Below are 14,373 nucleotides of genomic sequence, written 5' to 3' on the forward strand. Positions count from 1 at the left end.
CTCGCATGTACCCACGTGGACGCGAGAGAATTCCGAATGGCACGCCCCGAAGTCACCGGCTGCAAGCCGAACAATTCCAAAACGAACATCGACCCTGATGCCTACAGCGTTGACGAATTCTGCCAGCGTCATCGCATCAGCCGGCAGCTTTTCTACAAGCTCAAGCATCAGGGCCTGATGCCTGTGACGTTTAATCTTGGCACGCGCGTGTTGATCTCGCGCGAAGCTGCTGCGGTCTGGCGCCGTGCGCGCGAGCGGGCGTCTCAGAAGGCAAATAGCGCCGCGTAGTCGCGGAAAAGGCGGCCCGCCACAGGCCGCCTCTCCATCATCATCTTCTTCACAGGACCTTCAAAATGTACCTCACTGATACCAGCGCGAGCGCCTGCGCGCAAGCCAGCGACACGCACCAGAATGCCATCGGCCCCATCGATTTCCTCAAGGCTCTGTTTGTCAACACCACCGGACTGATCTACACGTGCTCGTTCACGAATGAGCGCGGCGCCGGCGCCGAGCGCCACGTCATCAGCCGCAAGCCCGGCCACATCACGAGCTTCATCAAGAAGTGGAACAAGGCTGGTCGCGGCACGTTCTTCTGCGTCTCCACGCAGAAGGAAGGCGCGCAGAAGCGCAACAAGCGCAGCAGCCTGGAGACCAACTTCCTCCATGCTGACATCGACTTCAAGAATGTCGATCTGCTCGGCGCCGATCCGCTGCGCGACGTGATGCGTCATCTCGCGCGTCTGCGCATTCTGCCGAGCGTCACCGTGTCGTCGGGCAACGGGGTGCATGCCTATTGGCGCCTGACGGAGCCGCTCGACACGCACGAGAACATGGAGCGCATCGAGGCCGTGCTGCGCCAGCTCGCAGACATCGTTGCCGGCGATCTCGCCGTCTGCGAGGTCAGCCGCGTGATGCGCTTGCCGCGCTCGCACAACAGCAAGGATGGCGACTGGAAGGAGGTCGTCGTCACGTCGTTTCATCCCGAGCGGTGCTACGAATTCGACGACATCGAGGAGTGGCTGAGCGAACAGTCCCCCGTCATGCTCCGCCGCAGCCGTGAGCGCGCTGAGACTGCTGAAGAGTACATGGCTGGCCGCGACCACCTGGCGGTCGGCGAGAGCGACTTCTTCGCCGAGTATGCCAAGAGCATGGGCTTCAAGCCCCGCATCAATGTCGAGCAGCGCTTGCGCGCCATGATGTACATGGCTGGCGGCGAGAACTCCATCCACACCACGCAGCTCTCGGTCACGGCATCACTCCTCAACGCCGGTGTGCCGATGGATGATGTTGTCGAGCGTGTCCTGATCGCGACGCGGGCAGCGGCGGGCGAATACGGCACCCGCTGGAACTGGCGCCGCGAGGAGCGCAAGGTCCGTGGCATGTGCGAGACGTGGTTGGAGAAATGTCCGCGTCGTAACCGCAAGAAGCGGGGTGGCCGGTGATGAGCACCACAATCGACAAAGGCAACGTCGTGGATTTCCGGCGCGCCGTTGGTATCCCCAAGGGCGAGATGCACGCCTTCGTGGGCGATGCCGTGCTCGACTATCTGCGCTCGCAGGGCGAGACCTTGATCAATGGTAAGGGCGGCGCGTGGCTCTATTCTCGGGGCGTCTGGGAGTTGCGTACCGACATCGACGCGTGGCTCGGCGTGCGCATCGAAAAGGTGTGCGAAGGCTTGGGCATCACCAACACGAACAAGTTGACCGGTGAGGTTCGCAACCGCATCTTGCGCAGCCCCGAGCTGTGGCGCGACGATGACATCCCGTGGGATCAACACGGCAAAATCCCGACCCGCTCCGGTTTGATTGATCCGCGCACGGGCGACCTGGAGCTTGCGCGGCCAGATCACTTCTGCACGTGGCGGATCGATGTCGAGTACGACCCCGCCGCGAAGTGCCCGTGGTGGGAGACGATGATCGCCGACATGTTCGGCGACAAGGTTGCTGGCGAGCGCGACGCGCTGGTCGGCGTCGTGCAAGAGCTGATGGGCGCCGCGCTGATCGACAAGAAGCCGCGCGGCCTTCGCAAAGCGTGCGTGTTCTGGGGCAACGAGAACCGCGCGAAGTCTGGTGTGCTCGACGTGGTGTCCGGCATGTTCGGCAATCAGCCGATCACGGCGGGCATCGGCACGGTGGACGGCACGCACGGCCTGATGCCGTTCGTGCGCCGGGCGCCGTGGGTGCTGCACGAGGCGTTCACCGGCCAATGGCACATGTCGGCGACGGTGAAGGCGATCGTCACCGGCGAGCCGGTGCAGATCAACATCAAGAACGGGCCGATGATGCAGCAGATCGTGCGGGCGCCGATCTTCTGGGCGACCAATTTCCAGCCGCAGTTCAAGGAGGCGACGCGCGCCATCGTGTCCCGTATGATCGTGTTTGAGGTAACGCGGGCCTTCGATGAGAAGAAGCCCATCGGCGCCGCCGCCGAAGCGATCAAGCGCGGCTTCAGCAAGCCTGGCGAATTCATCGTCGCCACCGAGCTGCCCGGCGTCCTGAATTGGGCGATTGCCGGGCTTCGCAAGGCGCTGGAGCGCGGTTCTATTGCGGAGACCGACAGCATCGCCGAGACGGCAAAGGCCATCCATCAGGACAGCAACCTAGCCGCGGGCTTCCTTGAAGACTGTGTCGAGTTCGATCCGATGGCGCGCTTGAAGATTGCCGACTTCTGTCTGGCGCATTCGGCGTGGTTCGTGGAGATGAAGGGCGAAGACCGGCGCCTCCCGAGCAATGAGGCGATCAGCAAAGCGCTCCAGGCAATCGGCGATGCTCGCATCGGTATGCACAGGGAGGAAATGCGCGACGGCAAGAGCCGCTACTATTGCGGCGTCGCGCTCAACCATGCAGGTCTTGACTATCACAAAATCGGCTACCAGAGCCGGCTGTTCGAGGGCAAGGTCGGGAATGCCACCGATCCCACGGGCGAGGTCAATGGGCTGATCCCGCCATCTTGGGACAACAAGGAGAGCGTGATCAAGATGCGCGAACACCACGCAGATCGGGTCACAAATGACCAGAATGATGATGCTCGTGAAGTGCCGGGTCACTGACCAGTGACCCGAGAAGGTCGGTGTGGGCGCCGAGTGTCACCAACTCGGTCATCGACACAAGGCTTTGAGCGCATTCGTCTTTCGGGCGTTCGTGACCGTGGTGACCAGTTTTGATCCTATTGGTTTGAGAAATGAGAAAAGGAAGCAAGAGGCAGGGATAAAGTAAAGTTTAGAGAAAGGGCGTTTCTCGGGGTCAGGGTGGTCATCGGTCACAGGGCGTCGATGGCGCGCTCGGTGGAGCGGCCAGCGGTGGCTTCGGCAACTTCGTCACGCGGCGAACTTGACCAGCGGACCGGAAAGCAATGGGAGCATCGGGGTCCTTCCGGCGTCCCATGCCAATGCGGGTGGCGCCCGCGCCCTGTGCGAGACCAGAGATGGAACTCGCTAAGGGGTTTTTATTACCTGGCTACTGCCGCTGAAGCTGCCGTGGGAATTGACCCTTGAGCTTCACGAACGACGACCAACGAGAAGTTGCTATGACTGATGATCAGAACACGCTCGCCGCCGAGCTTGAGCGCATTGCCGACGCGTCGCAGCGGCTCGCTGATCGCGTGCGCCAACGCGAAAACGAAGGCAGCGTGATCGCCCGAATTCTACGCGGCGAACTGTTGAACTTGGAGCAGGCGGCCGATGTTGCCGAATGCTCCGACGAAAAGCTCCGCAAGCACTGTGAGCTGACCGCCGGAACGAGCCGCCCCCTTGGCATCAAATTCGCGGGCAGGTGGATGGTCGGGAAGCTGGAGCTGCTCGATGATCTTGAGCAGGGCAAAATCGACCGTCGCCGTGGTCCAGAAGTCCGCCAACGCGCCGAGGAGCGTGCGCGCAAATACGAAGGGTGGGCGCGGCCACAGGAGCAACTTAACGTGGTGGAGCGTGCGGCGGGTTAGGTCTGCTTACGAGGTCCATGCGGAATTGTTTTGATCGATCAGATCATTACCGCTCGTGACCCTGGCTGTGTGAAAACTCAAAAATCGCAACGCGGCGAAGAATGGTATTTTCCAGTCCCACCTCTAAGTTTAATCCGCTTGCGCGTTGAGCGATTAAAGCGGTCTTGGACGAATAACTTCTTCTATCACGATTGCGCATGTTGGCGTTTTCACACAGCCAAGACCCGAAGCGGTCATCCCGTTGATTACGAGCCGCGCTTCGCCGACGTGATAGCAGCACGAACAGCGTCGCCCAAGTCTATACTCAAGCGTGCCCGTGCTTCGAATGGGTCCTGAGCTTGCTCAACGAAGGGTACCCTCGGCAGAATGACGGAAAGTACGCGCACGATGGCTCCCTGCTCAATTTCTTGTCCCTCATCGTGCGGGTCGTCCGGGGTCAAAGCCATCTTCTTCATTCTCTCCCAGATACCGGGAGTGTGGTCTTCCAACGCCGCAATCGCTTCCTGCATCTGCTCGTCGGTAAAGAACGTGCCCATGAGAAACTCGCACCGCAGTTTAGGTGGGATAGCCGTCGTTTAGCGCACCGCTCTCGCCTTCATCAACACGAAGACGTGGGAGCCGGCGGCGATTACCGAAAAAATGACTATGCCTAGTTCAACACTGTGCACACTTTGCGGCGCATATGTCGAAGCCAGCCATATAAGGAGCCGTACTGCCACCATGAAAGCGGGCATGCCCCACATCGCCAACCATTTTGGAGCGTACCAGGTTGGCTCGCCGCTGGGGCCCCATTGCATCGCAACGCGCTCGCGTTCGATCCGCCGGCCTAGATAAAAGTTGGATGCGACGACCAAGGCAACAGCAATGCCAAAGACGTAATCTGCGGGCAGCATGCTTTGCACCTTTCAGAGTGCGGCCAGCTTATCGTGAAGCGGCCGCGCAATCTATGCTTGTCGGAGTGGAACCGCTCGCGTCCAATTGGTTATGGTTGCTATCTGGTTGACCGGCCACCCGACGACCGCTTCTGGCCCCCAGCAGCCGCTGGAGAGCGTCCGCTATTCCGCCGCTTATAAGGGACAAGTGGACGCGCGCGACCTGATCTGAATTCGCGGATTTCCAGACCCTTATTGGGCATCACCACAACAATTACGCTTGAACGCTCAGCCATGTGGCGCGCGCCATATGTCGAGCCTTCGCAAACGGCTTTGCTCTCCGTAAGCTCGGACGTATGGCACCATTCTTCCGACGAAAATCACCCATGGAAAAGCTCGAAGCCGAACTGGCCTCGCTGCGTGCGCGCGCCGAGACCTTGAACAGCCGCCATGCGGCTGCCGACGCGGAGTTCTTTGACGCCAAGTCAAAGCTCCAACGCCACCACCTCGAAGCCGATCTCAATGCGGACAACAAAGCTCGCGCGAAGTTGGAGGCGACGGTCGCCACGTGCGCGGTGACCCGCGACGGTTACGCCGATGCGCTCGCGGAGGTGCAGGCGAAGGTTGCCGATGTCGAGCAGAAGCTCGCGGCCGAGCGCGCCACCGTCGAACGCAAGGCGGCGAGCGAAACACTGGCGGGTGATCTCGATGCGGTCGAACATGCGCTGCCGGACTATCTGGCGGCTTGCAAGCGCTTTGCCGACGCCCTGGAGAAACTTCACTTCCACCCCGAGAGCGGCGCAATGGTGCTTTTTATCGGCAACACCGCGACGCAGGTCGAAGTCGCTGCGGGTTTCGCGCTCGTTGAGCTGCGCGGTATGGTGGACGCGATCCGTGACGGCATCGCGCCGATCCCGGCAGCCAAGCCTGAAGCCACTTCCGTGCCGATGACCGAGCCGTCCGCGCCGATGCAAACGGTGTTCATGATGAAGTCAGCGAAGTACCGTGACCATGAGGGCCGGTCTCGCTTCGCCGGGCAATTTGAAGACGCGACAATGCCCGTGATGTCCGCGCAGCGTGCTCTGCGTATGGGTGTGGCGGTCCCGGTCACCGATCCGCGTCGTGCACAGCTTCGTGGTTCGCGTGGCGGTGACTTCAACCCGCGCGCACCTGATGTTGTCGATCTCGACGCGGTCGAGGAGCAGAAGCCCGAGAGCCTTCCGCACGTCAATCCGGTGGTGCGCGAAGCCAACTTCACTCCACTGCCTACCAAGGCACCGCGCACGATCCTGATCGACGTGCCGCGCTCATGAAAGCAACACCACCGGGCTGGCTGGCCCACGAGATCACGCACAGAGTTGATGGCTGGATCGCCGATCCGGATTACAACGGCCGCATCCCGGCGGCCGTCGCGAAGCTGATCGCACGCGCCATGCCGGGTCTGCGCGGCTATTCGGTCGCCGATGTTCGTGCACGGATGCTCGCTCGTCAACGCATGCACGATGTACTTTCAAAGCTCAAAAATGGGTAGCGCTCCCGCTCGCCCGGAGGCGGCGTCGCGATCTTCCCTAGCGCGGTGCCTGTGGCGTCGGTGGAAGGCGGCCAGCTCATCCGGTCCGATGAGCTGGCCGCAGGAGTGTAAGCATGAACAATGAGACCGATGGCTTCGACAACGAGCATGACGAGTACGATGATATGCTCGCCGAGCTTGGCCGCACCGAAGAAGAGGACGAGCGCATTGCCATTCATGAAGCGGGCCACGCTGTGGCCGCACGCCTGCTGGGTAAGCCGCTCGGCGGCGCGACAATCAATCCTGATCCGAATGGCAAGTACGGGGGTCTCGTCTGGGGTCCGCGCCACAGCGTCGCCTTCGGCAGTGATGACGACGCCGACACCGTGCCAGACTTGTGCGACAACTTGCGGGAATTGATGCCGCAGAACGGCGAGGCTCGCGGCGACGCCGCCGATATGTACTTGCATGTGCTCGACCGTTGCATCGAGCTGGCTGCGGCATCGGTCGCAGAGCGCATGCTTCTGCCGGGCGAGCCTGTGCCGTCCGTGAGCGATGTTGAGCAAGCGGTCTCGCTCGCATCATTGATCTGCAAGTCGGCGGACGCGGTCGAGCGTTTTCTGGCATTCTGCGAGCAACAGGCGCACGACCTGTTGCGCCCGCATGCGCCTATCATCATGGCCTTAAGCATCGTGTTAAAGATCCGTCGCACCTTGACGGGCGCTGAGATCGACGACGTGATCGCTGGCACCCACGCGCGCCTTCAATTAGCTGCTGAGCAGGCGCGGCGCCGCGAGTGGCGCAAAGGCGAGCTGGCGGCCCAGCGCTTTCGTGCCACATTTTCACGCTGATGCTGTAGCTTTGCCATGATCTGCACCAGATCAGATGCGGTAATCGGCGATATCAAGGATCATAAGGCACGGCGGATGTACCCAGCCCGATGATCTTGAAGGGCCCGACGTGCAACATCGTCGGGGCCTTGTCGCGTACTCGTTGACGGTCAGACATCGCCTCTTGGGCGCGAAGCTGAGATAGAATGTGGCGACCCAGCCATCCGAATTTATTGATCTCTGCTTCTCGCTCAGCCGCTATTTGGTGGCCTGCTTGCTCGGATCATCGGCAGGGTTGACGTAGTTGATAGCGAACGGCCCGGGTCCAGCGATCTGAACCACGGTTTCTTCCGTGGTCCAGGCATAGTGGTTCATGCCTGCTGGCATTTCGACGAAAGCTCCGGCCTTGAGGGATTGCCCCTTCTCCATATCGAGCTTGTCGCCGAGACCAGCTCGGAAGTCACCTGAGATGACCGTCACGAACTCGTCCGTGGGATGATTATGGGCCGGGACTTTGTAGTTGGCTGGCATCTTGAGCCGGATCGTGAACAGCCCCTCCTTGCTGGGGTCACCAGCGATGACGGCGAGTTGCGCGCCGGGTGGGATGGTCGGCGGAGCTGGGCCCCACTTTATGTCTTCCATATTGACTGGAGGCTTCATTTGCATCTCGGCGGCGTGCAGCGCCGGTAGGATTTGTACTGCTGCTACGACAGCAAGGCCAGAAGCAACAGCAAATGATACGATTGATCGCCTCATTTCCTTTCCCTCCTTGTGGCTTCCTTCTCTTTTCACTCGCCACGAGCTAGTCACACGAAGAAGAAGTCATTCGCGTGTAGCTGAGACGGAACGACGCCGGTCAATGTAATAGTATCGTTCGCATCATACGTGATCACTGTATTACCTTGCCCGTCATTGACCGCATGAGCCTGCACGGCCGCGAAGTTAGCGAACAAGGCATCATCAATCTGGATGTGATCCGCATTTGGCTTGAAATCGGTAATCACGTCCTTGCCGAAGTTCGAGTTGAACACGAACGTGTCCGCGTCCTTGCCGCCGGTAAGGGTGTCGTTGTCCCGTCCGCCGATTAGCGCGTCGGCGCTGTTTCCGCCCTTGAGTGTGTCGTTGCCGGTGCCTCCATCAAGAACGGCCCCTTTCGCACCTCCCGACAGCGTATCATTGCCGTCCGTCCCCTTTACATAAGTCTGACCGTTGCCAATGACTGAGACGGTTAGCGTGGCCGTGCTAGTACCGCCATGCCCGTCATCAACCGTGTACGTAAAGTTATCCTGCGGCAGCCCCTGTGATGCGCTGCCGCCCTTCGCGGTGGAATAGCTGTAGCTGCCGTTAGCATTCAACGTCAGCGTCCCATAAGCGCCAGCCAGTGCATGGCCGACATTGCCGGCTACGCCATTGACGGCGCTGACATGCAAGGCGTCGGTGTCCGGGTCGGTATCGTTGGCGAGCACGCCCTGAGCGGCATTGGCGGTGAGGACCTTCCCCTTTGTTACGCCGGCGATGTCGTCTTTCGCGACTGGGGGTAAGTTGGTCACGGGTGTTGCGAGAAAGCCGTGCGTGAAGCCGGTGCTGTCGGTGTAAGAGCCAACGATCTGACCATTGTCGTTGATGCCGAAGGCGGAGGTGCCGTTGGTTCCGAACGGATCATCGATGGTGGTGTAGTTGCCGCCGCTATAGAGGAAACCCTGCCGCAAGCCGCCGTTGTCGCCGAAATAGCCGGTAATCTGGCCCGAGGTGTTGATGTCATAGGTGAATGTGTCGTGGATGCTGAACGGAGGGTCGATGGTGATGTAGCTGCCGCCGCTGTAGAGGAAGCCGTGGCTGCCGCCGGTACCGTCGAAGTAGTAGCCAGTAATCTGGCCCGAGTCGTTGATGCTTTGGGCAATGGTCATGGTGGCGAACGGAACGTCGATCGTGGTGTAGCTGCCGCCGCTATAGAGAAAGCCGTGGGTGCTGCTGCCTTCGTTGTAAAAGCCCGTGATCTGGCCCGAAGTGTTTATGTCCAGGGCGGTAGTGCCGCTGGTTGCGAACGGATCATCAATGGTGGTGTAGCTGCCACCGCTATAGAGGTAGCCGTGCACGACAAAGCTGCTGTCTTGATAGAACCCGACGATTTGGCCCGAGGTATTGATGCTTCGGGCATCTGTGTAGATCGCGTCGAACGGATCGATGGTGGTGTAGCTACCACCGCTGTAAAGGAAGCCGTGCAGGGAGCCGCTGCTGTCGTTGTAAGACCCTGTGATCTGGCCCGAGGCGTTGATGTCAAAGGCGAAAGTGTTGGTTCCGAACGGGTAATCGATGGTGGTGTAGCTGCCGCCGCTGTAGAGGAAGCCGTGATAGTAGCCGTCCCCTATGTAATACCCGGTGATCTGGCCCGAGGCGTTGATGCTGTCGGGAAAAGTGCCGCCGGTGGCGAACGGATCATCGATGGTAGTGTACGCATACGACATGTCGGCCCTCCTGTAAGGCATAGTCGGGCAGGCACTAAAGTCCTGCCTTCGCTCTGCAAGGAATTCCGAAGCGTAACTGGTGCGGCACTAAAATCGTGCTCGCCGAAGGCACAAGACTGCCCATAGATTGAAATCTTTCGGCACATCGGCCGATTATGTCGGGCTTAAACCCGAGGGTAGGCAGCTCTCCCAGAATTCGAGCATAAGCCGACGAGACGTATCCACTACGCGGCCCAACGTCGCAGTCCTACGGCGTGATCTCGCGTCGATGTAAAACCTCTGCGATCTTCTTTTCCGAGGGAAGTGCTAGGGTAAGACGCGTCAAAACATGTCGCCTCGATCCATCGCCGGATGCTGCCGGTTCTTCACCTTGATCCAGTGCTTGGTCCTGCCGCCCTGATACGGCCGGTCGCGCCGCTTTGATACCAGCCCTTCAAGTCCTAGCTTGCAGGCCGCTCGAAACAGATCAGGCCCAAGCTCGCCGCGTTCGAAGGGATTGACGAAGACGCCTTCAGGGCGCCGCGCAAGCAGACGTTCCAAGTTCGTCTTTCGCATTGACAGGGGAAGCATGCGGAGGTCGTCACCGCCTTCGGCGAGAATATCGAAGGCGCAGAACTGCACTTCATGATCGTGCTTGCGCGAGTGCAGCGCGTTAAAATCTGAGATGCCATCGACGCCGAGCACGACCGCTTCGCCGTCGAGCACGAATTGCTTCTGACGGACCTTACGAGCGGCTTCCACGATCCATGAATAACGGCTCGCCCAATTGTAGCCGCCGCGCGTGATCAGGCGCACGCGGTCGCCATCGCGCTCTAGGCGGAGACGGTACCCATCATACTTTACTTCATGCAGCCAATCGGCGCCGTCCGGGACCGTAGTGCCCTTGGTCGGCAGGCAAAACTCAAATGAACGCATGCGGGAAAAATAGGCACATTCCGCCTGATCGCTAGGGTTCCGAATGCCGGAACCAAATCAGCCGCCGTGCAACCGAAGTCCGCTCCAGACCGATCAGCGGACCTATGCGGCTTTCCGAACCTCTTCGCCTTCGGGCCAATAGGCGAAGTCTGGCGTTCGGCCGCAAGCTGGTCTGATGCAGCTAATTTGAGCCGTTTGAACAACACTATTTACAAAATTATATGGGAACAGGCTGGGGATGGACTGGATCATTGCCCTTGCGTTCTTCGGCTATTGTTGGTGGCGCGTAGCACGAGCGCACGAACATACCGCTGAACTCGCAGCAACAGGAATTTTGCGCTCACCGTTGTACTGGATGTCGAACGCGCTGGTTGCCATCCTTCTAGCGCTGGTGCTGTACATCGCCCACATTCACGGTCAATCGCCAGTTCCAGCTTTCCTTTGGTTCGCCGCCTTTGTGATCATCGTGGCTTTGCTTTTCTTGCGGCGCGCGTTGAAATGGCGCTACCCCGTATAGGCAACCAATAGGGCCGACTTGAGCAACCCTCGCAGCTCCGCAGCATTTGACAGCCTTCAGCTTCGCCTCTGGCTGGCGACCCTTTCGGCGGGCGATCTGTCCGTCAATGAAGGCGCTGCGGCTTGTCCCGGAGGCACGATGATAACGTCAGTAGGCAGCGCCAACGATGCGCTGTGGTCGCAGATGGAGCATGCAGGTTGGACACAGCGGATCACGGCGGACGCGCTTTCCATACCAGGCGTAACAAGCGCCTACGCGCTAACCGAGACCGGTGCCCGTGCCGTGGCGAAGGCGCTTGCTGAACTCGTCTCCTGGAATGCCCAGATATTGGAACTATTCAACCGCTTCGACCTGCACAGCGCGCCAGAGCACATGCGACAGTTGTGCAGCCTGCATGGCCGATTAACTCTTCGAGCAGCGGCTCAACTGGCCATCGCAAAGAAGGTGAAGCCCGGCTCCGAGGAAGCTCAAACTCGGCAACGTGACTGCATCTTCGCTCTCGACGAGGTAAGCAAGGGTCTCCTGACGGCCGGGCAATACATCGTTGAAGCCATTGCGTTAGGCCCCGAGAGCGATGCTGGACGGGACCGCTTGGAGCGGGTCAATAAAGGCCTGCGGTATGCCGAGCAGTGCCTGACGGAGTGGGCGACTGAGATGCGCATTAAGCAATCCGGACGGCCCTCCTGAGTTATGGCAGCGGAGACGCGGACAGGCTGACCAAGGTCCGCTGTGGGTCTTGGCTGTGTGAAAACGCCAACGTGCGCAATCGTGATAGAAGAAGTTATTCGTCCAAGGCCGCTTTAGTCGCTCAATTCGGAAGCGGATTAAACTTAGGGGTGGGACTGGAAAATACCATTCTTCGCGGCGTTTCGATTTTTTAGTTTTCACACAGCCAGGGTCAAAAGCAGCGGTCCAAGCTCTCATGGGCCTAGTCTGGTTCACCTGTAACAGCGGACATATCCACACCCACGATTGCGGGTAGCTCATCCCCGGTACCATCCCCAACAGATTGACAATTTGCGTCTCGGCCGCCGCCGCGCTTTCATATGCTCATGGGTACCAAGTCACGAGAGAGCATCTATGGCGCCTCAGTCCGCGCGTCGGCAGAGCGGGCGATGGAAGCCCGCAAGGTCGCCGACCGGCTTGCCTGCGAAGCCTGGAATAAGCGCATGCTTGCCTTCCAAGGACCGGCCCAGCCGTCGCCAGCGCTCGGGGATGCCCTTAACGCTGGGTATCTGTATCTCGAAGTGAAGTGCTTTGGGTGCGACACCCATCAGACCGTCGCGCTGGATATTGTACGGCGACCGAAGACGACGCCGATCCATGAGCTGGAGCGGTACATGCGTTGCAAGGATTGTTCGGAGGTACGGCGTTATCCGTATAAGCGGAGCCATCTGGTTGCGTTGCGGCGGACCAAGATTTCTGCAAGCGATCCGCCATCGCATTGGTGGCCGGGTGAGCAGTGAGAAAAGCGATTGGAGAGCGTATAAGAGGCATCAAGCAAGAGCTGGCTTGCAGGCAGGACGCAGCCTGCCTGGTTAGACTAAGGCAATCAGGGAGACTTCATAATGAGAAATCTTGTTACCGTTATCATCGACCGCGTGGATGGGTCCAACGTTCAAGAAGCGAAAGGCGCGATCGAGGAAGTGCTCAAAGCGTTGGCACCCTTGCAGCGCAAACGTGACCTTCGTGTGCGGGTCACACGGTCACACCGAACCTTGGTGGAAGACAAGGCTTGGAAGAAGAAATAGGGCCTGGGACGATGGAGCGCGATGTTTGGATACGCGGAGAGGTCAAGGCGCTACAACGGCCGTTGCCGGATGATGCGCTCCGGATCGTGATGCGAGGGACGCAGAAGGAAGATCGTGCTGCAGCCTAATTCTTGTTATAGAGGGAAGAAGTCAACGCTTAAGGGAGCGGATGATGCTGCATTTGAACACCCCAGCCAAGCAAAGGCAGTTTGCCGCACAGGCCATCAAGCGCGTTCGACACCATGCTCCGAATGTGGAAGAAATTGCCCCTGTTGTAATCCGGGCGGTCTTTGACCATGCGGACAGCGTTTACGGGCACCAATACGCTGGCGGGCTGACGGGCAGTGGTTGGGCCGAGTTCGGCGAACGCCGCGTTTGGGGCGGGTATAACCGCAATCTGAAACAGATTGAGTTTCGCGAGGAGAGTCGCCGGGGCAAACCAATCGCTCGGTTCGACAACGACTCTTCGAGGAGCGAGGTCGAGCGGCAAATCCGCGGACTTAAACGGCGAGGATGACCTGACGTTTCAGACATCGGATCAGCTTTGGATTACTGCGCGTCGTCGGTGATCCCGTTCCGCGGGAGCCGAGGGATTATTTTGAGCATTTCGTTGTGAAAGCGTGTTTGCTGGCCCATGCCCGGGAATGGCACGCCAAAGACCTTGGCGTTGCTCTCAGCGGCCTTTGCGGCCGCTTCAACAATTCCCTTGATGCTGACGAGCACGGAGACAATAGCAAGAGGGCGATAGACGGCAATACGATCTCTCAGGCTGTCGGTGGCAGCGAGACATGTCGCTCGACGTTCAAGCGGCGGCAACTTGTCAACCGGCGTCAGCACCAGATCATCTAAGTACCAACCGTAACCTTTAAAGCGCTCAAGAAAATCACCACCTTCGCCGAGCACCGCCTCTGTGGCGCGTTGCATATGTCGCAGCATGGCGTTGTTTCCATAGTAAAAAAACTCGCCGCTGGCAGGCGCGCTCTCACCGACGAACAGCGTGGTAATTCGGTCTGGACGATAGCTCGCCCGGATAAACTCAACGTCCAACATTTTTAGCCGCATCCCGAAGTGTGACGATTGATCGTGATCTGCGAACCGCGCGCGGCTAAGATTTTGGGGGCTGCACATTTCCAGCCTTCAACGCATTAGCTCTCCGGGTCGCAACAGCCTTGCGAGCGGCCTCGCTACGCAACTTCGCTGCGGCGTTTGCCGCTCGCGTAACCGCGGCCTTTTTGCCAGCGTCTTTCATGAAAGCGTTTGTTCGCTTACCCTTCATCTCTTGCCAGTGAGCGCGTTGTACCTTCAACGCGGCAAGCGAAAACAGACCAACGTCGTACATCCAGTGATGGTGATTGCAAAGCCACGCGAGGTTTTCTGGATCGTTGTTAGAAGCCTCGTGATCGAGATGGGCAAGCTCCTGACCGATAGTCTGGCCGCACAAGCAGCACCCCGGATAGGGATACGCGGCTTTCGCAATTTGCCTAGCCTCGCCTTGGTTCCGCACTCTCTTGATCATACTGTAGCTCCCTGAAGCCAAGCTATGCGCCGTACAGGATATGCGGGCAAGGGACACCCTC

General features: G+C 59.4%; 19 protein-coding genes. 12 read left to right on the forward strand and 7 right to left on the reverse strand.

Annotated features, from left to right (window positions below; all coding sequences use genetic code 11):
* Positions 1 to 36: 36 nt before the first annotated feature.
* The 4 genes from XI05_RS30465 to XI05_RS30480 all read left to right on the forward strand — a co-directional run bounded on the left by XI05_RS30465 (position 37) and on the right by XI05_RS30480 (position 3,936).
* Entirely contained in the window at positions 37 to 288 is a 252-nt protein-coding gene (locus XI05_RS30465; protein WP_271508714.1) for a hypothetical protein, read from the forward strand.
* A gap of 65 nt (positions 289 to 353) precedes the next feature.
* A complete protein-coding gene (locus tag XI05_RS30470) occupies positions 354 to 1,442 on the forward strand; it encodes a hypothetical protein (protein WP_271508718.1) in 1,089 nt (362 codons plus the stop codon).
* The gene (locus XI05_RS30475; protein WP_271508720.1) at positions 1,442 to 3,049 is read left to right on the forward strand and encodes a hypothetical protein; all 1,608 of its coding nucleotides are present in this window, start codon (positions 1,442 to 1,444) and stop codon (positions 3,047 to 3,049) included. The genes XI05_RS30470 and XI05_RS30475 overlap by 1 nt, the downstream gene beginning before the upstream one ends.
* A 476-nt stretch (positions 3,050 to 3,525) precedes the next feature.
* Complete coding sequence (locus XI05_RS30480) at positions 3,526 to 3,936, forward strand: hypothetical protein (protein WP_271508722.1); 411 nt, start codon at positions 3,526 to 3,528, stop codon at positions 3,934 to 3,936.
* Positions 3,937 to 4,181: 245 nt separating this feature from the next.
* Here XI05_RS30480 and XI05_RS30485 read toward each other — a convergent pair whose 3' ends face one another.
* Positions 4,182 to 4,472 carry a hypothetical protein gene (locus XI05_RS30485; protein WP_271508724.1) on the reverse strand — a complete coding sequence of 97 codons (291 nt, stop codon included), beginning with the start codon at positions 4,470 to 4,472 and terminating at the stop codon, positions 4,182 to 4,184.
* 39 nt (positions 4,473 to 4,511) lie between these two features.
* The gene (locus XI05_RS30490) at positions 4,512 to 4,829 is read right to left on the reverse strand and encodes a DUF1648 domain-containing protein (RefSeq protein ID WP_271508726.1); all 318 of its coding nucleotides are present in this window, start codon (positions 4,827 to 4,829) and stop codon (positions 4,512 to 4,514) included.
* 365 nt (positions 4,830 to 5,194) lie between these two features.
* On the opposite strand from XI05_RS30490, the gene XI05_RS30495 reads away from it, so the two are divergent.
* The 3 genes from XI05_RS30495 (at position 5,195) to XI05_RS30505 (ending at position 7,169) form a co-directional block, all read left to right on the forward strand.
* Complete coding sequence (locus tag XI05_RS30495) at positions 5,195 to 6,121, forward strand: hypothetical protein (protein ID WP_271508729.1); 927 nt, start codon at positions 5,195 to 5,197, stop codon at positions 6,119 to 6,121.
* Positions 6,118 to 6,339, forward strand: coding sequence for a hypothetical protein (locus XI05_RS30500; protein WP_271508730.1), 222 nt, complete (start codon positions 6,118 to 6,120; stop codon positions 6,337 to 6,339). Before XI05_RS30495 ends, XI05_RS30500 begins: the two co-directional genes overlap by 4 nt.
* A 113-nt stretch (positions 6,340 to 6,452) precedes the next feature.
* Positions 6,453 to 7,169: a hypothetical protein gene (locus XI05_RS30505; protein ID WP_271508733.1), complete on the forward strand. Its 717-nt coding sequence runs from the start codon at positions 6,453 to 6,455 to the stop codon at positions 7,167 to 7,169.
* A gap of 237 nt (positions 7,170 to 7,406) precedes the next feature.
* On the opposite strand, the gene XI05_RS30510 is transcribed toward XI05_RS30505, so the two are convergent.
* The 3 genes from XI05_RS30510 to XI05_RS30520 form a co-directional block, all read right to left on the reverse strand.
* A complete protein-coding gene (locus XI05_RS30510) occupies positions 7,407 to 7,904 on the reverse strand; it encodes a cupin domain-containing protein (RefSeq protein WP_271508735.1) in 498 nt (165 codons plus the stop codon).
* Positions 7,905 to 7,954: 50 nt separating this feature from the next.
* A complete protein-coding gene (locus XI05_RS30515; protein ID WP_271508737.1) occupies positions 7,955 to 9,613 on the reverse strand; it encodes an Ig-like domain-containing protein in 1,659 nt (552 codons plus the stop codon).
* 321 nt (positions 9,614 to 9,934) lie between these two features.
* Positions 9,935 to 10,528: an ATP-dependent DNA ligase gene (locus tag XI05_RS30520; protein ID WP_271508739.1), complete on the reverse strand. Its 594-nt coding sequence runs from the start codon at positions 10,526 to 10,528 to the stop codon at positions 9,935 to 9,937.
* A gap of 238 nt (positions 10,529 to 10,766) precedes the next feature.
* Here XI05_RS30520 and XI05_RS30525 point away from each other — a divergent pair, with 238 nt between their 5' ends.
* The 5 genes from XI05_RS30525 to XI05_RS30550 all read left to right on the forward strand — a co-directional run bounded on the left by XI05_RS30525 (position 10,767) and on the right by XI05_RS30550 (position 13,313).
* Entirely contained in the window at positions 10,767 to 11,045 is a 279-nt protein-coding gene (locus XI05_RS30525; RefSeq protein ID WP_271508741.1) for a hypothetical protein, read from the forward strand.
* Positions 11,046 to 11,183: 138 nt separating this feature from the next.
* Entirely contained in the window at positions 11,184 to 11,732 is a 549-nt protein-coding gene (locus XI05_RS30530) for a hypothetical protein (protein WP_271508743.1), read from the forward strand.
* Positions 11,733 to 12,097: 365 nt separating this feature from the next.
* On the forward strand, positions 12,098 to 12,511 hold the full coding sequence (locus XI05_RS30535; RefSeq protein ID WP_271508746.1) for a hypothetical protein: 414 nt from the start codon (positions 12,098 to 12,100) through the stop codon (positions 12,509 to 12,511).
* Positions 12,512 to 12,613: 102 nt separating this feature from the next.
* Positions 12,614 to 12,796: a hypothetical protein gene (locus tag XI05_RS30540; RefSeq protein ID WP_271508747.1), complete on the forward strand. Its 183-nt coding sequence runs from the start codon at positions 12,614 to 12,616 to the stop codon at positions 12,794 to 12,796.
* Positions 12,797 to 12,968: 172 nt separating this feature from the next.
* The gene (locus tag XI05_RS30550) at positions 12,969 to 13,313 is read left to right on the forward strand and encodes a hypothetical protein (protein WP_271508749.1); all 345 of its coding nucleotides are present in this window, start codon (positions 12,969 to 12,971) and stop codon (positions 13,311 to 13,313) included.
* A 32-nt stretch (positions 13,314 to 13,345) separates the two neighbouring features.
* On the opposite strand, the gene XI05_RS30555 is transcribed toward XI05_RS30550, so the two are convergent.
* Together XI05_RS30555 and XI05_RS30560 are read right to left on the reverse strand one after the other, a co-directional pair.
* Entirely contained in the window at positions 13,346 to 13,846 is a 501-nt protein-coding gene (locus XI05_RS30555) for a hypothetical protein (RefSeq protein ID WP_271508751.1), read from the reverse strand.
* A 55-nt stretch (positions 13,847 to 13,901) separates the two neighbouring features.
* Positions 13,902 to 14,312: an HNH endonuclease gene (locus XI05_RS30560; RefSeq protein WP_271508753.1), complete on the reverse strand. Its 411-nt coding sequence runs from the start codon at positions 14,310 to 14,312 to the stop codon at positions 13,902 to 13,904.
* Between the last annotated feature and the right edge of the window lie 61 nt (positions 14,313 to 14,373).

This window comes from Bradyrhizobium sp. CCBAU 11357 (assembly GCF_028128865.1).
Classification (GTDB): domain Bacteria; phylum Pseudomonadota; class Alphaproteobacteria; order Rhizobiales; family Xanthobacteraceae; genus Bradyrhizobium.